The organism is Mucilaginibacter sp. R-33 (assembly GCF_049949235.1).
In the GTDB taxonomy this organism is placed as follows: domain Bacteria; phylum Bacteroidota; class Bacteroidia; order Sphingobacteriales; family Sphingobacteriaceae; genus Mucilaginibacter.
Map to the genome: position 1 here is coordinate 2,753,336 of NZ_CP188089.1, position 19,011 is coordinate 2,772,346.

General features: G+C 42.8%; 18 protein-coding genes. 9 read left to right on the top strand and 9 right to left on the bottom strand.

Going from position 1 to position 19,011, the window contains the following annotated elements:
- Positions 1-43 precede the first annotated feature (43 nt).
- The gene (locus ACP26M_RS11550; protein WP_426588978.1) at positions 44-685 is read left to right on the top strand and encodes an NAD(P)-dependent oxidoreductase; all 642 of its coding nucleotides are present in this window, start codon (positions 44-46) and stop codon (positions 683-685) included.
- Positions 686-821: 136 nt separating this feature from the next.
- On the opposite strand, the gene prmA is transcribed toward ACP26M_RS11550, so the two are convergent.
- The 6 genes from prmA to mce form a co-directional block, all read right to left on the bottom strand.
- Complete coding sequence (gene prmA, locus ACP26M_RS11555; RefSeq protein WP_426588980.1) at positions 822-1,658, bottom strand: 50S ribosomal protein L11 methyltransferase; 837 nt, start codon at positions 1,656-1,658, stop codon at positions 822-824.
- A 55-nt stretch (positions 1,659-1,713) separates the two neighbouring features.
- Positions 1,714-2,184 carry a hypothetical protein gene (locus ACP26M_RS11560; RefSeq protein ID WP_090524816.1) on the bottom strand — a complete coding sequence of 157 codons (471 nt, stop codon included), beginning with the start codon at positions 2,182-2,184 and terminating at the stop codon, positions 1,714-1,716.
- A 136-nt stretch (positions 2,185-2,320) separates the two neighbouring features.
- A complete protein-coding gene (gene tpiA, locus ACP26M_RS11565) occupies positions 2,321-3,085 on the bottom strand; it encodes a triose-phosphate isomerase (protein ID WP_426588983.1) in 765 nt (254 codons plus the stop codon).
- Between the two features lie 116 nt (positions 3,086-3,201).
- A complete protein-coding gene (locus ACP26M_RS11570) occupies positions 3,202-4,386 on the bottom strand; it encodes a GlmU family protein (RefSeq protein WP_426588985.1) in 1,185 nt (394 codons plus the stop codon).
- Between the two features lie 64 nt (positions 4,387-4,450).
- A complete protein-coding gene (locus ACP26M_RS11575) occupies positions 4,451-4,699 on the bottom strand; it encodes a type B 50S ribosomal protein L31 (protein WP_090524811.1) in 249 nt (82 codons plus the stop codon).
- Between the two features lie 276 nt (positions 4,700-4,975).
- Positions 4,976-5,380: a methylmalonyl-CoA epimerase gene (gene mce, locus ACP26M_RS11580; protein ID WP_426588987.1), complete on the bottom strand. Its 405-nt coding sequence runs from the start codon at positions 5,378-5,380 to the stop codon at positions 4,976-4,978.
- Positions 5,381-5,490: 110 nt separating this feature from the next.
- On the opposite strand from mce, the gene ACP26M_RS11585 reads away from it, so the two are divergent.
- The 3 genes from ACP26M_RS11585 (at position 5,491) to ACP26M_RS11595 (ending at position 7,688) form a co-directional block, all read left to right on the top strand.
- Positions 5,491-6,702, top strand: coding sequence for an IscS subfamily cysteine desulfurase (locus tag ACP26M_RS11585; protein WP_112655203.1), 1,212 nt, complete (start codon positions 5,491-5,493; stop codon positions 6,700-6,702).
- A gap of 111 nt (positions 6,703-6,813) precedes the next feature.
- A complete protein-coding gene (gene iscU / locus ACP26M_RS11590; protein WP_426588990.1) occupies positions 6,814-7,227 on the top strand; it encodes a Fe-S cluster assembly scaffold IscU in 414 nt (137 codons plus the stop codon).
- Between the two features lie 134 nt (positions 7,228-7,361).
- A complete protein-coding gene (locus ACP26M_RS11595; RefSeq protein WP_090526181.1) occupies positions 7,362-7,688 on the top strand; it encodes a HesB/IscA family protein in 327 nt (108 codons plus the stop codon).
- A gap of 116 nt (positions 7,689-7,804) precedes the next feature.
- Here ACP26M_RS11595 and ACP26M_RS11600 read toward each other — a convergent pair whose 3' ends face one another.
- Positions 7,805-8,635 (bottom strand): nuclear transport factor 2 family protein, encoded by an 831-nt coding sequence (locus tag ACP26M_RS11600; protein ID WP_426588992.1) that lies wholly within the window; start codon positions 8,633-8,635, stop codon positions 7,805-7,807.
- 270 nt (positions 8,636-8,905) lie between these two features.
- Positions 8,906-9,502, bottom strand: coding sequence for a short chain dehydrogenase (locus ACP26M_RS11605; RefSeq protein ID WP_426588994.1), 597 nt, complete (start codon positions 9,500-9,502; stop codon positions 8,906-8,908).
- Between the two features lie 147 nt (positions 9,503-9,649).
- On the opposite strand from ACP26M_RS11605, the gene ACP26M_RS11610 reads away from it, so the two are divergent.
- Positions 9,650-11,560: an AMP-dependent synthetase/ligase gene (locus ACP26M_RS11610; RefSeq protein WP_426588996.1), complete on the top strand. Its 1,911-nt coding sequence runs from the start codon at positions 9,650-9,652 to the stop codon at positions 11,558-11,560.
- Between the two features lie 214 nt (positions 11,561-11,774).
- Positions 11,775-12,977 carry a DUF763 domain-containing protein gene (locus ACP26M_RS11615; RefSeq protein ID WP_426588998.1) on the top strand — a complete coding sequence of 401 codons (1,203 nt, stop codon included), beginning with the start codon at positions 11,775-11,777 and terminating at the stop codon, positions 12,975-12,977.
- On the opposite strand, the gene ACP26M_RS11620 is transcribed toward ACP26M_RS11615, so the two are convergent.
- Positions 12,969-13,502, bottom strand: a complete 534-nt coding sequence (locus tag ACP26M_RS11620) for a DUF4142 domain-containing protein (protein ID WP_426589000.1) — start codon at positions 13,500-13,502, stop codon at positions 12,969-12,971. The genes ACP26M_RS11615 and ACP26M_RS11620 overlap by 9 nt on opposite strands.
- Positions 13,503-13,946: 444 nt before the next feature.
- Between ACP26M_RS11620 and ACP26M_RS11625 the strand changes: the two genes are divergently transcribed.
- The 3 genes from ACP26M_RS11625 to ACP26M_RS11635 all read left to right on the top strand — a co-directional run bounded on the left by ACP26M_RS11625 (position 13,947) and on the right by ACP26M_RS11635 (position 19,011).
- A complete protein-coding gene (locus ACP26M_RS11625; RefSeq protein ID WP_090524795.1) occupies positions 13,947-14,591 on the top strand; it encodes a response regulator in 645 nt (214 codons plus the stop codon).
- Positions 14,592-14,685: 94 nt separating this feature from the next.
- The gene (locus ACP26M_RS11630) at positions 14,686-16,596 is read left to right on the top strand and encodes an AAA domain-containing protein (RefSeq protein WP_426589002.1); all 1,911 of its coding nucleotides are present in this window, start codon (positions 14,686-14,688) and stop codon (positions 16,594-16,596) included.
- 87 nt (positions 16,597-16,683) lie between these two features.
- Positions 16,684-19,011: a family 20 glycosylhydrolase gene (locus ACP26M_RS11635; RefSeq protein WP_426589004.1), complete on the top strand. Its 2,328-nt coding sequence runs from the start codon at positions 16,684-16,686 to the stop codon at positions 19,009-19,011.

Below are 19,011 nucleotides of genomic sequence, written 5' to 3' on the forward strand. Positions count from 1 at the left end.
AATAAACTGTAACAAATTTAATTACAATATAAACGCAAAAACAATGAAAATCGCATTAATTGGAGCCACAGGTTTTGTAGGCAAAGCCGTTTTAAACGAAGCGTTACAACGTGGATACGAGGTAACTGCTATAGCCCGTAACCCGAAAACAGATATTGAAAACCCTAAATTAACACTCAAAACTGCCGATGTATATAACGTTGATGAGTTAACCGAAACGTTAAAAGGGCATGATGCTGTTGTAAACTCATTTAACGCCGGCTGGGGTAACCCTAACCTGTACAATGATTTTATTAAAGGGTCAGAGGCTATACAACAGGCCACTAAACAAGCTGGTGTAAGCCGCCTGTTGGTTGTAGGCGGCGCCGGCAGTCTTTTTATTGCTCCGGGCGTACAATTAGTTGATAGCCCTCAATTCCCCGCCGAATGGAAAACAGGCGCCACAGCGGCCCGCGACTACCTGAACATCATCAAAAAAGAAGAAGATTTAGACTGGACCTTCCTGAGCCCGGCCATACACCTGCATCCCGGCACCCGCACAGGTGTATACCGCACCGGTACAGATGAGCCTGTGTTTAATGACAAGCACGAACACGAAATTTCAGTAGAAGATTTGGCAGTTGCTATATTGGATGAACTGGAAAACAACCAATTTGTGAAAAGAAGGTTTACTGTAGGGTATTAGCCCCCTCTAAACCATATTAAACTGCGTCATTGCGAGGAACGAAGCAATCGCGAACTTTACAGAGCCGCCTTAAAAGCGGCCCTGTATATAGGGGATTGCTTCGTTCCTCGCAATGACGTGATGTATAATAGTTTCTTTACTTTATAAACTTAGCAGCTACCCAGTCTTTATCTTTTTTATGGGTAATGTATTTCAGGCCGTATTTGCGGGCTTCGTCGGTAATGATATCCAGGTCGGGCGATTCATAGAAACCACTGAAGTAAATCTCGCCATCGGTCTTTAACACTTCAGCATAACGCGGCATCTGGTCGATAAGGATATTGCGGTTGATGTTGGCCAGGATGGTATCATATTGCTCATTGGGGATAACTTCTTTTGACCCGCAAAGCGGTTTGATATTACCCACATTATTCAAAGCCGAATTTTCGATAGTGCTTTCATAGCAAACCGGGTCGTAATCAATGGCGGTGATATCATTGGCACCTAATTTGGCTGCCATAATAGCCAGGATCCCCGTACCGCAGCCCATGTCAAGCACTTTTTTACCGGCAAACTCATTTTCAAGCATCAGCCCCAGCATCATAGCTGTGGTTTGATGGTGCCCGGTACCAAATGCCATTTTGGGATCAATCACTATCTCATATTCAAACTCGGGTTTAGGTTCATGAAAGGTTGCCCGCACATAAATCTTATCCCCTATCTCTATAGGTTCAAAATTACTTTCCCACACCTCATTCCAGTTTTTCTGCGGAATGAGCGTTATCTCGTAACTAAAAGTGAACAGGTCTTTATAGGGTAATAATTGCTCATCAAGCGCCTGTTGGTCGAAAACATCTTCGGGAATATAAGCTTTAAAGCCAAGCTCAAGCTCTTCAAAAGTATCAAAACCTATCTCACCCAAAGCATTTATCAGCAGGTCTTGCTGGTAATCTTCGGTGGTGATGGTAGTAAAAAATAATTCGTAGTAATTCATTTTGATTTTTTTCGTTGTTAACCCACACCAGAAATCCGGTCGGCCTGCAGAGAATTTAAGCTGCAACTGCGGGTTCAACCGGCTCGCTATCTGCGCTTGTTCTCTTCCTGTCGAGTAAATACAGTACAATAAAGTTAACAATCCAGTAAACAGCTTGTATTTCGGTCATATACCACCAAAAACTAAACAGGGGGCTATATCCATCCTCGGGCAACCATATAATATAGCTTAGGGCCCCGGCAAATAATATACAAACCAGGGCAATGCAGGCTCCGGCAATAAAGCGCGCCGAAGCTCCTTTATGTTTAACCCAATTCCAAAGTGGTATGATGATCAGGTACTGGGTGAGGATTCCATCTGCAAGCAATAAGGGCCAAAAAAGGCTGAAGTAGGCCATGAGGCTGTACAGGTTACCGTTACCAATTTCGCCAATGCGCATAGGGTGATCGGGCATATTGAGATATACAACCGCCCAAAATACGCCAAAGTCGACCAAAACGGGTAAAAGAACTTTTAAAAGCTTCATGCTTCTCTTAGATTTGAGACGTGAGATATGAGATTTGAGAGTTTACTTTTTTGTAAACAGCACAAACCCTCTTTCTGTTTGAAATTAAGTTTGGGCATTTTCTCGGATCTCATATCTAAAATCTCATATCTAATAATTAATTAAATGTTTTAACGATATCTGTAAAGTCGCGCGATTTCAGGGAAGCACCACCGATAAGGCCGCCATCAATATCAGGCTGAGCAAACAGTTCGGCAGCATTGGTTGGGTTGCAGCTACCGCCGTATAAAATGGTAGTAGCATCGGCAACTTCCTGGCTATATTTAGCGGCAATTTCTTTACGGATGAACTCGTGAATTTCCTGAGCTTGTGCTGATGTAGCAGTTACACCTGTACCGATAGCCCAAACCGGTTCGTAAGCGATAACCAATTTAGCAAAAACGTCAGCATCAAGGTGAAAGATGCCCTCAACCAACTGAGTTTTGATCACATCAAAATGTGTATTGGCTTCACGCTCCTGCAAAGTTTCGCCAATGCAGAAGATAGGGCGAAGATCATTTTTTAAAGCAGTATCCGTTTTTTTGGCAAGCAAAGCATTGGTTTCGCCAAAATACTGGCGGCGTTCTGAGTGGCCAAGGATCACATAAGCGGCACCGGTAGATTTAATCATCTTAGCAGAGATCTCACCTGTGTAAGCACCTTTTTCTTCCTGATGGGCGTTTTGTGCACCAACAGCAATTTTGCTATAACCTTTTGACAATTGCACCAGGCTATGAATGTGGATGAACGGACTGCAGATCACTGCTTCCTGCGTGCCGGTAGCCTCATCTTTTACCATGTTGATGATCTCTGAAAATAAAGCTAAACCTTCATTGTAATCAAGGTTCATTTTCCAGTTTCCGGCAACGATTTTCTTTCTCATGATTTTATTATTTTATTTATTAGTGAATGGTTGATTGGGTTGATTAGGTGAGTAGTTCATAAAGTTCAATTAAATGGTGATATTAACCCACTCACCTAATCAACCACTCACCAAAATCAAAACTGCCTATACTTCTCCGTCTGTTCAAATATGGCTGTTAATAAATTCTGTTCGGTTTCATCAAAATCACGGTGATCGCGGCGGTCGAATACTTTCTGAGCGGTTTCAAACATTTTATTGATCAAATAAACTTCGAAGCCCTGCGCGCCTCCCCATGAAAAGTCGGGCACAAAGTTACGTGGAAAACCTGCTCCAAAAACGTTGGCCCCTACCCCCACTACCGTACCGGTATTAAACATGGTATTGATCCCGCTTTTTGCATGATCGGCCATAATGAGGCCGCAGAATTGGAGGCCCGTTTTACGGAAACGTTGTGTACTGTAATCCCAAAGTTTTACTTCGGCGTAGTTATTTTTCAGGTTTGAATTGTTTGTATCAGCGCCGATATTACACCATTCGCCTAAAACCGAGTTGCCAAGGTAGCCTTCGTGACCTTTTGACGAATATCCCCAAATTACCGAATTATTTATTTCGCCCCCAACCCGGCAATACGGCCCAACGGTGGTAGCACCATAAATCTTAGTCCCCATTTTCACCTGCGAATGTTCGCAAATAGCAAATGGCCCGCGGATATGGGTACCTTCCCAAATTTCGGTATTAGCCGAAAGGTAAATCGGTCCGTTAGTTGTGTTAAATGTCGAACATTCAGCAACAGCACCTTCTTCTGCAAAAAAATCGTCGCCTATAATAACGTTGGTTAAACTGATAGCCGCGCTTGTTCGTCCTTTAGTAAGCAGTTGAAAATCTTTACGAAGCTCAATGTCGTTCTTCCTGAAAATATCTTCAGGGTATTTGATCGATACAAAAAGGTTAGAATAGTTTACCACACCGCCAAAATCAGCATTAGCGTCAAAGCTTTCCGCATTCCCGGCATTAAGTTTAACGGCTATTAGCTGGTCGTTGTATTTAAGCGCCTGCCCGGTTTGCAGTTTATCAATTGCTTCAACCAGGTTTTCATCCGGACATACAGCGCCATTGATAAAAACGTTATCAGCCTCAATATTTACCGGGAACTTAATCTTTAAGTAATCAAGCGTTTGAAAAGAATAAGCGCTTTTTAAATGCCTGGCCCATTTTTCGGCAATAGTAAGCATCCCGATACGAAGATCGGCAACCGGCCGGGTATAGGTAAGCGGTAACAGCGTATGGTGTGCGTTATCGTCAAAAAGGATAATTGCCATGGCGCAAAAATAAAAAAAGTCCCGACTGCAAAGCCGGGACTTGTAAATATTAATTAAACAAAAATTACTTTTTGTTGTAACGTGAGCGGAATTTGTCAATACGACCTGCAGTATCAACCAGTTTCATTTTACCGGTGTAGAACGGGTGCGAAGTGTGAGAAATCTCTAATTTAACCAATGGATATTCGTTACCATCTTCCCATTTAACGGTTTCGCGGGTATCGATGCAAGATTTAGTGATAAAAGAGTAGTCGTTTGACATATCTTTAAATACAACTAACCTATAGTTTGATGGATGCAGATCTTTTTTCATTATATTATATAAACTTACCTTCTGTACTTTACTTAAAAGAGGTGCAAATGTAATAATAAAAGTGAAAACTGGAAAAGCAAATTAAAAATAGTTTATTATTGTTCATAGTTAATAGTTCATGGTTCATAGCCAGGTAAAGAACTATATTTATAAAGCTGGATATTGGACAATTAAACAATCCCTATCCTTTTGTCTGAACCCGAATTTTATTAAATTCAGGAATGGGCAGAATGCCGGACAAATTCGAAAAATTCTTAAAGTTCAACAAACTCGAGTTCAGACACCCATATCCTGGCATAACTCTATCAGCACCCCATTAGCGCTCTTTGGATGCACAAAGCAAACCAGTTTATTGTCAGCCCCCTGTTTAGGCTTATCATTTAACAAAACAAAACCCTCATTTTCAAGGCGTTTCATTTCAGCTTCAATATCATCTACCTCAAAAGCTATATGATGAATCCCCTCGCCTTTTTTCGCTATAAACTTGGCTATAGTGCTATCATCATTAAGGGCCTCGAGCAGTTCAATTTTGTTCGGCCCGCTTTGCAGAAAGGCGGTAACCACATGTTCGCTCTCTACAGTTTCGGTTTTATATACAGGTGCATTCAGCAATTTGGAGTAGATTTCCCCTGCTAACTTAACACTGTTAACTGCAATGCCAATGTGCTCCACTTTGTTCATGTCCAAATATTGTAAATTATTGGTCAGCTTTGGTTATTTGCGAAGGATTTTAGCTGAATTTCAATAAAAACTTGTGTATCTTTGTTTTGTTAATATATTTCAAAAGGACTATGAATATCCCAATTTATTTAGATAACAATGCAACTACACCGATGGACCCAAGGGTACTGGAGGCTATGTTACCATATTTTAACGAAAAATTTGGTAATGCAGCAAGCCGTAACCATGCGTTTGGCTGGGTTGCAGAGGAGGCGGTTGATTACGCACGCGAACAGGTAGCCAAATTGATAGGCGCATCTGAAAAAGAGATCATCTTTACCTCTGGTGCTACAGAATCAGATAACCTTGCTATTAAAGGGGTGTTTGAAATGTACAAAGATAAAGGTAACCACATCATAACTACTGTTACAGAGCATAAAGCTGTACTTGATGCCTGCAAACACGTTGAAAAACTGGGCGGCAAAGTAACTTATTTGCCAGTTAAAGAAGATGGTTTGGTTGATCTTGCAGTTTTAGAAGCGGCAATGACGCCTGAAACCATCCTGGTATCGATTATGTATGGCAACAATGAAATTGGTGTTATTCAGCCAATTAAAGAAATTTCGGCTATTGCCCACAAACACGGTGCATTATTTATGACCGATGCCGTACAGGCTGTTGGTAAGATCCCTGTTGACGTTAATGCTGATGGTATTGATCTTTTGGCTTTATCAGCACACAAAATATACGGCCCTAAAGGTGTTGGTGCATTATATGTACGCCGTAAAGGACCAAGGGTTAAAGTTACAGCCCAAATGGACGGTGGCGGTCACGAGCGCGGTATGCGTTCAGGTACCCTTAACGTACCGGGTATTGTTGGCTTAGGTAAAGCCTGCGAGCTTTGCGGCCAGGAAATGGAAAGCGAAGCAAAACGCCTGTCAGCTTTGCGCGATAAACTGCAGTCGGCTTTAACCGTATTGGAAGAAAGCTATGTAAACGGCAATGTTGAACACCGCTTACCACATGTTGCTAACATTTCATTTAAATATGTTGAAGGTGAAGGCTTGATGATGGCCATGAAAGATCTGGCTGTATCATCAGGTTCGGCTTGTACTTCTGCTTCATTGGAGCCATCATACGTATTGAAAAGCTTAGGCCTGTCTGATGACCTGGCACACTCTTCTATCCGTTTTGGCTTAGGTCGTTTCACTACCGAAGAAGAAGTTGATTACGCAATTGAAGTAACCAAAAAAGCGGTTACCCACCTGCGCGACCTTTCACCGCTATGGGAAATGTTTAAAGAAGGTATCGACCTTAACTCAATTGAGTGGGCAGAACATTAATTTAATTTCGGATTTGGGATTTTCGATTTCGGATTTACCATTTACGAATTGACATATAAGAGTTTTATAAAGACTCAGAACTTATAACTAACGACTTAGAACTTTAAAAAAATGGCATATTCAGATAAAGTAATCGATCACTACACTAACCCCCGCAATGTGGGCACTTTGGATAAAAGCAGCCACAAAGTAGGTACCGGTTTAGTTGGTGCACCGGAGTGCGGCGACGTAATGCGCCTGCAAATCCAGGTTGATGATAACAATGTTATCACCGATGCAAAATTTAAAACTTTCGGTTGCGGTTCAGCAATCGCTTCTTCATCATTAGCTACTGAGTGGCTTAAAGGCAAAAGCATTGATGATGCTATGAAAATCGACAACATGGATATCGTTGAAGAGCTTGCCCTTCCACCGGTAAAAATTCACTGCTCAGTATTGGCAGAGGATGCTATCAAAGCAGCAATCAATGATTTCCGCGTAAAAAACGGCTTGGAGCCAATTGAAAGCGAAAAAGTACATCACTAAAAAGACTTTAAGATGCAGGAGGCAAGAAAACAAGACTTTCCCTTATTTGTATCTTAAATATTCATAGCATGGTACGCAAGAGACGAGTGAAAAATCTTGGCTCTTGAATCTAACAATCTTGACTCTTTTAAAAAATGGTAACTGTAACTGATAAAGCAAAAAGCAAAATAGAACACCTAATGCAGGATGCAGGGCTTGATGCCTCGTACTTTCTGCGTGTATCTGTTCAGGGCGGTGGTTGCTCTGGCTTATCATACAATCTTGATTTTGATAACGAAGAGAAAAAAGGCGATCAGTTTTTTGAAGACCAGGGCGTACGTATGGCGCTTGACATGAAATCGTTCCTGTATCTTGCCGGTACCGAGCTTGATTTTTCAGACGGGCTTAACGGCAAAGGCTTCAATTTCCACAACCCTAACGCCAGCCGTACCTGCGGTTGCGGCGAAAGTTTTTCGGTATAAATTCAACCTTAAAATAATTGAAAAGAGGCGCGATGAGCGCCTCTTTTTGTTTTACCATTTGTCGCTGGCATCCAGCCCGTGGTTAAATATGGCTTCAGCTTTCAGCTGAACCATCATCAAAACATATCCTCCGGTTTAATGCCATCGGGTACAACCTGTTCCACACTCCAGTGTTCTGCAATTTTACCCTTAGCCACCCTGAATATCTCATAAAACACAAACGTTTTGCCGCTCCTGTTAAACTGTAATTGGGCTGCCACGAAATCCCCTTCAGCAATGAGCCTATGAATTTTAACAGATCGATCAGGCCCCGAAAGATAGTCTGCCAATCCCACGCTTGACGCGATTACAGAAGCATCATGCTCAACATAAGCGGCATCGATAAACTGATTAGCCGGTTGTTTATGTACGATAGCTTTGTAAAATTGATCAACAATAAGCCTGCTGTTTTCCGCTGAAGCACGATGATCAATTTCGGTTGCCCCATTGGTTGCAGTAATCGTTCTCCCGTTTTCATCAGGCAAGGCTTGTATAGCATCCCAATGCTCGGTCAGCATACCATCTTTTAACTTAAACAGGTCGATCACAGCCATGTGTTTTCCCATAAACTGAACATCGAGGTGGGTTACAACAAAGTCACCTTCCTGTATTGCCCTTACAATTGGTGATTTTGCATCTTCGGGAGGCGGCGGCAGCGTTTTCATATAATTGATCATATCCGTTATGCCTGCCCTCCCCTGTTTAACGGTTGGGTTGTGCTGCTTATAGTCTTCAGCTATAAATTCGGGGATTAGTTCTGTTTTACGCTGTCCCACTATTTGCTTATAAAATGATAGTACTTTTTGTTTATTGGTTATAGTATCCATATAGATATATGATTTTGCTTCCCGGGCAGCGCATATTAAAATGCAGCATATGCCCAAAGTGAATACTTGAGTAATTTTCATTACCGGTTAAATAAAATTGATTGGAAATTTTGAAACAATACAAAACACTGCCGCGAATGCAGCGTGTCACCAAACCTGTATCAACAGGCTGGGCCCTTAGGCAACCCTTGTTTTATATGTGGAAATAGTAATTATGCAGTGAAGATAGGGAAAGTTTGAAAAAGAAAAAAATGTCATTGCGAGCGCAGCGTGGCAATCGCATGCTATACAGGGTGGCTATACTTCCGTGCGATTGCTTCGTTCCTCGCAATGACATGTAGTTTGTTTTTATCAAAACACCTTGATCACCTGTCCTGTAATGGCCCCAAGTACGCTTTTAATGTAAGCGTTGGCTACCTTATCCATAGCAACGGGTTCATGGCCGGGGAAGTATTCAAAATAACCGGGCGAATCTTCAACAACACCGGGACTCACCGCGTTGATCCGCACACCATTTTGCAATTCAATGGCTGCACCTATTATAAAGGAATTTAGTCCACCGTTAATGGTGCCCAAATTCACGCCGTTTACAACCGGATCTTCCGATAGGATACCTGAGGTAAGCGTAAATGAACCTTTGGGATTAATATAATGCTGGCCTATCAGTACAAGATTTACCTGCCCCAGCAGTTTACTTTCAATACCTTTTTTAAAACCAGCAGGCGTCGTGCTGGTCAACGGGCCAAAATGCCCGGAACCGGTAGTACTAACAAGTGCATCAAAAGGGCCAACCTGCTTGTAAAATGCTTCTATCGATTCGGGTGAAGTAATATCCAATTGAAAATCACCACTTTTTGAACCTGCAGTAATAATCTCGTTTTTGCCTTGCAATGCTTCGGTAACTTTTTTGCCAATAGTGCCCGAAGCACCAATAATAATTATCTTCATAGTATATGTTTTTTGTACAAGTTAATAACTGTTTGCTTAAATGCGCATCATCACAAAGTAAAACGCACCCCGTCTGTCAAATACCTGTGTCAATGCTTGTTTTTATAAAAATAGATTTAGATTTGTTTCCAATATCCGATTATATAAATGAATAAAAATACCGAGCTTTCAACTGTTCCAAGTTTCATTCGCAATACCGTTGCCAAAATCCATCCTTTAGATCATACTTTCCTGCTTCATAAAATTAAAGATACCTGGGTAGAGATCAGCTACGGTGAAGCCTTAGAAAAAATAGACGCGATTTCGGCCTGGTTCCTGCATATTGGTATAAGAAAAGGCGACAGACTGTCCCTAATCATCGAAAACGGCCCGAACTACGTTTATTACGATCAGGCCCTGCAACAGATTGGCGCGGTTAATACCTCCATATACCCTACCCTTACCGAAAATGAGATCGAATATATCCTGAACGATTCGGGTGCTCGTACCATCATTTGCGGCAACCCATTCCTGTTCAGGAAGGTTTTAAAAGTGGCCAACAACTGCCCGGAGCTGATCCGCCTGATCCCGGCATTTGATGATTTTGAAAAATTCAGCGATAAGGTAAGCTTAAATGCCGGCGTAATTGGCTTTGACCAGGTAATTACCGAAGGCAGCAAATTGCTGGAGCAATATCGCCACGCCATTAATGCCGCCCGTGAAGCTATCTTAGCAACTGATACTTCATGCCTCATTTATACTTCGGGAACAACAGGTGTGCCTAAGGGGGTTGTGTTAACTCACCATAACCTCACGCAAAACGCTATCAATAGTTTAATCCAGATTCCGTTTGTTGAAAAAACCGACAGGTTTTTATCATTCCTGCCGCTATCGCATGTATTTGAGCGCACCATTTACCATATAGCTATTTACCGGGGATCACAAATAGCTTTCGCCCAAAGTTTGGAGCTGCTGGCCAAAAACATGGGCGAGGTTAAACCTACTATACTTTGCTGCGTACCCCGATTACTGGAACGCATCCACGACAAAGCCATCAAAAGCGGCACATCGGCAGGTGGCCTTAAAACAAAAATATTTCTTTGGGCATTTGAGATCGGTAAAAAAGTACGCCTGGTGCAGGAAGCCGGTAAATCGCCTAATGTTATTTTAAAGGCGCAGCACGGAATTGCCGAAAAGCTGGTATTCGGCAAGATCAAGGAAAAAACCGGCGGACGGCTGAAATTCATGGTATCAGGAGGTGGCGCACTGCCTAAAAACATCGGTGAATTTTTTGGCGACCTGGGCATTGTAATTTTGGAGGGCTTTGGCTTAACCGAAACATCACCCGTAATGGCGGTTACAGAACGTCACAGGGTAATTTATGGCACCGTTGGTCGTATTATTCCCGGTATTGAGGTGGCCATCCAGAATGTGGATACCAAACACATTTACAGCGTCCAAACACACGATAACTTTAAAGAAGATACCCTTACCGAAGAAGGAGAGATCATTGTTCGCGGGCATTGCGTAATGAAAGGCTACTGGAACAAGCCCGAAGAAACCGCCACTGTTATTGATTCGCATGGCTGGTTCCATACCGGCGATATCGGCAGGTTTTTCCGCGGCAACCTTCAGATTACTGATCGTCTCAAAAATATGCTGGTGAACGCCTATGGTAAAAATATCTACCCTACTCCGGTAGAGAATACCTACCTCAAAAGCCCTAAAATTGAACAGGTATTTTTAGTGGGCGATAAACGTGAATATATTGCTGCCATTATTGTGCCTGCACGCGAGACCCTGCAGGAAACTTTTAACCTCCAAAATGATTTCTTTGAACGTCCTGAAGTGTTCATCGATGATAAAGAAATAGTTGACTGGATAGGCGCCGACATCAGGAAATACAGCAATGAGCTGGCCAAGTTCGAACGCATCAAATCATTCAAGATAAAACGTAACCCTTTCAGCATGGATGAGGGCGAGATCACTCCTACTATGAAAGCCAAACGTAAGGTCATCGAAAAGAAATATGCCGCCGATATAGATGAACTGTATATTGGCGAAACGGAGGAAGATTGACCGTTGATAAAGTTTTGATTACGCTGATCGTATATAGTACGTCATTGCGAGGTACGAAGCAATCGCGAACTATGCAGGACGGATCTGCAAATTGGGGATTGCTTCGTCCCTCGCAATGACGTTTCTTTTAATTTTTAATCCAAATTTCAGAAAAAATCAACGTACTCAGCGAAATCACAAAAATCAACGGTGAGTTTTTACTAACTTTGTTAGCATGAAGCGATCGGGCAGTGCTGACTTACCTTTACATTATGGCTATGTACCACAATGGCTTGCTGAGCGAATGGCTAAGCTTGGCCTTGCAGTGGTGGAAACCATTGTAATGGATTATGGCAAAGATGAAGTGCTTCGCCGGCTAAGTGATCCTTTTTGGTTTCAGAGTTTAGGGGCTGTTATGGGGATGGACTGGCATTCATCAGGCATAACCACTTCTGTAATGGGCGCTTTGAAAAAATCCATCAACCCGCATAGCCGCGAATTGGGCATTTATATTTGTGGCGGTAAAGGTAAACACTCTACTCAAACACCTGCCGAACTGGTTAAGGTTGGCCAAACCACCGGGCTTGATGCAAATTACCTGGTAAAATGCAGCAAGCTGAGCGCCAAAGTTGATAATACCGCCATACAAGATGGCTTCCAGCTTTACACGCATAATTTTATTTTAAGCGATACCGGCAAATGGGCCGTGGTTCAGCAAGGCATGAGCGATGTAAGCCGTACAGCCCGCAGATACCATTGGCATTCCGAACAGTTAAGCTCATTTGTTAATGACCCGCATACTTTCATCTATGGTAAGAACAGCGGCTATATCCTTAACATGACAGATAAGGAAGCGGATGGTTCGCGCAATGGGGTTATGCAGATTGCCGCCGAAAACCCGGGCATCATGATCAACGAGATTAGTAAACTGGTGATGCCCAGCCATCATGAAGTACATGCCAAAGATGTCGACCTGAAACGCCTTGGTGCCGTACTTTGGCTGGCTCATGAAAAACAACCCAAAGATTTTGAAGACCTGCTATTGCTGCAAGGCTTAGGGCCCCGCACCTTACAGTCGCTGGCCCTGGTAAGTGAAGTGATCCATGGCACACCATCCCGGTTTAAAGACCCGGCGAGGTTTTCCTTTGCCCATGGCGGCAAAGATGGCGCCCCATTCCCGGTGCCTACCAAAGTTTATGACGAAACCTTAAGTACCCTGCAAACGGCTATTCAAAAGGCAAAAATGGGCAACAGCGATAAAAATGAAGCTATCAAACGCCTTTCCCAAATAGCCGAAAGGGCTGAAAAAGATTTCACACCCAATGCCAACTTTGATAAAGTTATTGAAAAGGAACGTAACGACTCATGGAAATATGGGGGCCGTACCGTTTTTGGCAAAGCCAAACCACCTGTTGAGCAGCAATTAAAGTTATTTTAATGTACTGCTAATCAGCTTTGCAGTATCTAAATGAGCCTGTAAACCAGGTAACATTTTATTTGCAAAATCGGCAAGGCTTGTATTTTTTCGGTCTTTTCCTGCTGTTTTGTATAACGCTATTTGTTCAGTATGATCGTTTATAACCAATTGGATATAGGCCTTGTCAAACGCGCCGGCACGTTTTGTATCCAAATCATTAATAATTTGCTGATGCATAGGGCTAATAACAACCGAATCAGCAATAAAATTATCGGTCCTTAGTTTTTTGAAATCATCTGCCAGCATAGTATGATCATCAATCATGAGCTTGGCAAACTGAATAACGCGTTGATTTTTTGAATTCGCGATTGCCAAACCAGATGCTTTTACAGAGGCGAGGGTTGATTCTTCCCCACTTTTAATAAACAATAAACCGTTATCATCAACCAGGGCCTTGTTATAATTATTGGCATGCCGGTTACTTTGGCATGATTGTGCCATCACTAAAGCAAACAGGAATAATAAAAAGCTGGTTAATCGGCTCATGTTAATAGTTTAGTGTTTCAATATAACAAAAAAAAGTCGCTGTGGTTTTTTTACTTATTCCGTCTAAATTCAGAATTTAATCATCGTTTAAAACAACTTGTTCACTGGCACTTAAAGTTAATATTTTACTGCCGATGGCGGCCTCAAAAAGAAACGGATTGTCAGTTTAAACATACACTTGGGCTATAAAAAACACATTTGTATTTATAGTTAATCTTTTTTATATTTAAATTAATTCGCATAACAGCTGCAGTTATAAAAATGTAAAAATGCAACTATTTTAGTCCATAATTATAATCAACTCAGCATTAGGGAATTGAATTTTATAAGCCTTAACAATCCTAACAAAATAGAAGCTGCTTTGTAAATATTTAACTACAAACCAACAAGGGGCATCAATGTTGAGGCAATTTAAAATGAACTACTAAACAAAACCTTTACACTATGGCCAGCACCGAAAAAATCACCTGTTATTGCTTTAATAAAGACTGCGCAAACTCCATATATAACGATGCCACCTGCTTATCGATACAAGTGCCACTTGAGGTTGCGTTATCACGTACCTTGAATTGCATTGAATGCGGTACCGAACTTTTGTCTCCGTTACTTATCGAAATCAAAAAAGATATCCTCAATCTTATTAAAGACGATCGGCACCGTTCGGTCGCTATCATTGATGATGACATTATTTTTCATGAAACGGTTAAAATCATATTGAAAGATAATTGGTTAAATGCAAGCTTTTATATGGATCCGGAACCTGTTTACAAAGCATTATATAACAACCGGGATAAACATGCAGAAATACCCAACATTATTTTTCTTGACCTCGATATGCCGGTAATGGATGGGTGGGAATTTTTAAAGTTATTCAATAACATTTACAGCTCATTAGTAAAACCTGTGTCGGTTTATATTATTTCAAACTCTGTTGACCCTGCCGATCAGAAACGGGCCAAGGCGTACCCCTTTGTTAAAAGCTTTATTTCAAAACCATTAACAAGGCATTTTTTGGGTAAGATAAATGAAGAGCTTTCAAGGAATACAATTGCTCTTGAAGCAAAACCGGCACCTAACTGGCAGCAATAAATTGTTAATCAGGAAATGAAAAGGGAAAATTCAAGCTCCCTTTTGTGTTTTATGTGATTACACAAAAGCCGGGCCTAAGCTTTACCTTTGCAAAATGGACTATTTTAAAAAACTGCTCAGTTTACTACAAACTGAGCAGGACGAAGACCGCCAGGCTTACCTCAAACTAACTGAAACATCTTCAACTGCCGAACGCCGGGCAGCAGGGCTTACATGGTACCCCATAGCCATAAAAGGCACGGAAATAGGCCGCGGCGATTACCTTACGGTTGAGGTGGAACGGCCTTCTCACCAGGACCTTAGTCACCAGTTCAGGTTCGGCGCTTCGGCTGCATTGTTCTCCAACCATGATCCTAAAACCGATCGTGTAAACGGCACAGTATCATACCAGGGCGGCAACCGATTAAAATTAACTTTGAACACCGACGAGCTGCCCGACTGGACCAGGAGCGGCAAGCTTGGCATCGACCTGCTGTTTGATGACAATAGCTATGACGAGATGCAGAAGGCGCTTAAACTATCTGCCAGGCTTGTTGATGATCATAAAGAAGGCCACCTCACCCGGGTGTTAACCGGGCAAAGTACGCCGGCTTTTATCCCCGAAACAATTCATCACCCGCTTAATGGTTTAAACGCTTCACAACAACAAGCTGTTCAAAAAATAATTGAGGCACAGGAACTTGCCATAGTTCACGGCCCTCCTGGCACCGGTAAAACAACCACGCTTGTACAGGCTATCAAAGCGCTGATAAAACAAAACAAACAACAGATCCTCGTTGTAGCGCCAAGTAATACAGCGGTTGATTTGCTAAGCGAAAAGTTAAGTAATGAAGGTTTAAATGTACTCCGCATTGGCAATCCGACAAGGGTCTCTGAAAAGTTAATGGCTTTAACTTTAGATAGCAGGATAAATGCCCATAGCGATATGAAGGAGATTAAAAAGCTTAAAAAGCAGGCTTCAGAGTACAAGAACATGGCGCACAAATACAAGCGTAATTTTGGCAAAGCCGAACGCGATCAGCGCAAAGCGCTTTTTGATGCAGCCCACCAGCTCATTAAAGAAGTGGATAAAACTGAACAATTTATTACGGAGGACCTGATTGGTAAAGCGCAGATAATTACGGCAACCCTTGTAGGCGCTAACCATTATACCATCCGCAATTTAAAATTCCATACGGTGGTTATCGACGAAGCCGGTCAGGCGCTTGAGCCCGCCTGCTGGATCCCGATATCGAAGGCGCAAAAAGTGATCTTTGCCGGCGATCATTTGCAGCTCCCTCCTACCATCAAATCTCAACAGGCAGGTAAGGATGGCCTTAGCACTACCCTGCTTGAGAAATGTGTTGCCCTGCACCCCGGAGCAGTGATATTGCTCGAAGAACAGTATCGTATGAATGAAGCAATCATGGGTTTTTCATCAAAAGAGTTTTATGGCAACAGGTTAAAGGCACACTCCACCGTTGCCCACCAGCTGTTATTTCCGAGCGATTTGCCTCTAAGCTTCGTTGATACCGCAGGCTGTGGTTACGACGAGAAACAGGAAGGCACCAGCACGGCAAATCCCGAAGAGGCCGCATTTCTGTTCAAACACCTGCATAAACTGGTTAGCGAACTCACGGGATCTTATTCAACAGAAAACTTCCCAACGATAGCAGTTATTTCCCCATACAAGGAGCAGATCAGGATTTTAAACCAATTGTTACTGGATTCGCCGGAGTTGCTGATTTATGCTGATAAAATTGCCGTGAACACAATTGATAGTTTCCAGGGGCAGGAACGCGACGTGGTTTACATCAGCCTCACACGCAGCAATACCAACGGAGAGATAGGCTTCCTGAACGATATCCGCCGCATGAACGTGGCCATGACCCGCGCCCGCAAAAAACTGGTAATGATCGGCGATAGTTCAACGCTTGCGTATGCTCCTTTTTATGGAGATATGATCAGTTATGCGGAACAGCTAAACGGCTATCAAAGCGCATGGGATTACGCAGGCTACGATTAAACGTCAATTGTTTGTTACATAAGCCTTAGCCCCATTCCAGCATAGGATAATGGTTAAATTTATCCTTTCATCATTATCCACGCCTGTATGAATTTTAAAGCACACTATTTAACAAAACTCATCACGCTCGCAAGCTTTTTTATCTTTTTAGGGCAAACAAACAAAGTATCGGCCCAGGTAACCACCGATGATCCGCATCTGGGCATTATCCCTGCCCCTGCTTCCATTACCAAAAATAGCGGCACGTTTACATTTAGTCAGCTTACAGCAATCAAGGCTGATAATCCGAAAGATAAAGCTGTTTTATGGTTGAAAAGCTATCTGCAGGATACCCGGCACCTGAATATTAAAGTAGCTAAATACAATTCAAAGCTTAAAGCCGCAAAAAGCAGGGGGCTAATCTTAACTGCAAAGGGAGCCGATAAATTGCCAGAGGAAGGTTACAAACTAACCATTACCCCTCGCAATATCATCATAGTTGGTAAGGATGCAGGCTTGTTTTATGGTATCCAAACCTTACTGCAACTTTTCCCGGTTGAAAACGCTGCCGCTTACAAATTGCCTTGCGCGATAATTGAAGATTCGCCTCGTTTTGGATACCGGGGAATGATGCTGGACGTATCGCGTCATTTCTTCACCATTCCGCAGGTAAAAAAGGTGATCGAGCTTATCGCCTCTTACAAACTCAACACCTTTCACTGGCATTTGGTTGATGGCCAGGGATGGCGTATCGAGATCAAGAAATATCCCAAACTTACGCAGGTGGGCGCATTCCGTCAGCAAACCATGTTTGGCAGCAACCGCGACTGGCCAGATTCGCTTAGCTACGGCGGCTTCTATACGCAGGAACAGATCAGGGACGTGGTAAAATTCGCTGCAGACAGGTACATCAATGTCATCCCGGAAATTGAAATGCCTGCACATTCAGAAGCTGCCTTACGTGCCTATCCCGAGTTTAAATGCGATACCGTAGCTGGCCAGAAAGCCCCGCGCGATATTAACAATCTATACTGCCCTACCGAGCAAACTTTTACCTTTTTACAGGATGTACTTACCGAAGTGATGGCTTTATTCCCAAGTAAATACATTCACATAGGCGGTGATGAGGCAGGTAAAGAACCATGGAAACAATCGGCATTTTGCCAGGCTTTGATGAAGGAAAAAGGCTTGAAAGATGAAAAAGAACTGCAAAGCTATTTTATCCAAAGGATAGAAAAATTCATCAATTCCAAAGGCCGCAGCATTATAGGCTGGGATGAGATATTAGAAGGCGGCCTCGCCCCTAACGCCACCGTGATGAGCTGGCAGGGCGAGGAAGGCGGCATTAACGCTGCCCATCAAAAACATAACGTGATTATGACACCGCAAACCACCGGTAATTACTTTGATCATTATCAAAGCAGTTCGCCGCAGGAGCCGGTATCATTTGGCCGTTATGCTACTTTAGAGGAAACTTATAATTATGATCCTGTTTCAAAGCAGCTTACTCCCGACGAAAGGAAATATGTAATAGGCACCCAGGGCAACCTTTGGACGGAGTATGTGCCTACAGTAGCCAAGCTTCAATACCAGATTATGCCGAGGGTATTCGCCCTTTCAGAAGTAGCCTGGAGTAAGCCGGAGAACAAGGACTATACCAATTTTTCCGAAGTAAGGCTGGCCAAACATTTTGCAAGGCTTGATGCCATGAACTACAATTACCGTGTGCCAACCGCGTTAACTACTATTGATACCATGGTTATAGGCCCTCATTTTGTTTACACGCTAAAATCGGTGGTGCCCGGCGCCAGGATCTATTATACTTTGAACGGACGCGATCCCCTGGATACTGATCTGCAGTACGACGGGCCGATCACTTTCTCCATTCCGCAAAACGAAAAACGGGAATTGCGGACAAGGGTAATTACGCCATCCGGTCGCAGGAGTATTGCTACCCGCACTTTAATGTACAATAAAGCGCCACTACCTCCGGTAACCTACACGACTAATAAACAGGGGCTCAAATACAGGTGGACAAAAAATACATTCACCTCACCCGATCAGCTTAGTTATACAGCACCTCAAGATTCGGCTGTCAGCAATAAACTGGATGCTGAAGCTTTGAAAAAAGACAACCCGAATTTTGGTGTAGTTTATGACGGTTACGTGAATATATTGGCCGATGGTACTTATAACTTTACCCTTGCAAATTATGCCGCCAGTCAACTGTTTATTGATGGCGTACAGCTAACAGAAGCTGAATACGCGTTGCCGCTGGCAAAAGGTTTTCATCAAATAAAGGTAAAGTATATATACAACGCGCCGCCACCGCCAACCGGCAGGTACAGGCCCCGCGTAGCGCCGCTTAAAGTATATGTTACTGCTCCGGGAAGTTTTGAAAAGAAAGAGTTGAATGCAGCTGATCTTTATTATTGA

Coding starts and splice junctions, on each gene's coding strand:
- ACP26M_RS11550 (WP_426588978.1), top strand. CDS start 44: ATGAAAATCGCATTAATTGGAGCCACAGGTTTTGTAGGCAAAGCCGTT.
- prmA (WP_426588980.1), bottom strand. CDS start 1,658: ATGAATTACTACGAATTATTTTTTACTACCATCACCACCGAAGATTAC.
- ACP26M_RS11560 (WP_090524816.1), bottom strand. CDS start 2,184: ATGAAGCTTTTAAAAGTTCTTTTACCCGTTTTGGTCGACTTTGGCGTA.
- tpiA (WP_426588983.1), bottom strand. CDS start 3,085: ATGAGAAAGAAAATCGTTGCCGGAAACTGGAAAATGAACCTTGATTAC.
- ACP26M_RS11570 (WP_426588985.1), bottom strand. CDS start 4,386: ATGGCAATTATCCTTTTTGACGATAACGCACACCATACGCTGTTACCG.
- ACP26M_RS11575 (WP_090524811.1), bottom strand. CDS start 4,699: ATGAAAAAAGATCTGCATCCATCAAACTATAGGTTAGTTGTATTTAAA.
- mce (WP_426588987.1), bottom strand. CDS start 5,380: ATGAACAAAGTGGAGCACATTGGCATTGCAGTTAACAGTGTTAAGTTA.
- ACP26M_RS11585 (WP_112655203.1), top strand. CDS start 5,491: ATGAATATCCCAATTTATTTAGATAACAATGCAACTACACCGATGGAC.
- iscU (WP_426588990.1), top strand. CDS start 6,814: ATGGCATATTCAGATAAAGTAATCGATCACTACACTAACCCCCGCAAT.
- ACP26M_RS11595 (WP_090526181.1), top strand. CDS start 7,362: ATGGTAACTGTAACTGATAAAGCAAAAAGCAAAATAGAACACCTAATG.
- ACP26M_RS11600 (WP_426588992.1), bottom strand. CDS start 8,635: ATGAAAATTACTCAAGTATTCACTTTGGGCATATGCTGCATTTTAATA.
- ACP26M_RS11605 (WP_426588994.1), bottom strand. CDS start 9,502: ATGAAGATAATTATTATTGGTGCTTCGGGCACTATTGGCAAAAAAGTT.
- ACP26M_RS11610 (WP_426588996.1), top strand. CDS start 9,650: ATGAATAAAAATACCGAGCTTTCAACTGTTCCAAGTTTCATTCGCAAT.
- ACP26M_RS11615 (WP_426588998.1), top strand. CDS start 11,775: ATGAAGCGATCGGGCAGTGCTGACTTACCTTTACATTATGGCTATGTA.
- ACP26M_RS11620 (WP_426589000.1), bottom strand. CDS start 13,502: ATGAGCCGATTAACCAGCTTTTTATTATTCCTGTTTGCTTTAGTGATG.
- ACP26M_RS11625 (WP_090524795.1), top strand. CDS start 13,947: ATGGCCAGCACCGAAAAAATCACCTGTTATTGCTTTAATAAAGACTGC.
- ACP26M_RS11630 (WP_426589002.1), top strand. CDS start 14,686: ATGGACTATTTTAAAAAACTGCTCAGTTTACTACAAACTGAGCAGGAC.
- ACP26M_RS11635 (WP_426589004.1), top strand. CDS start 16,684: ATGAATTTTAAAGCACACTATTTAACAAAACTCATCACGCTCGCAAGC.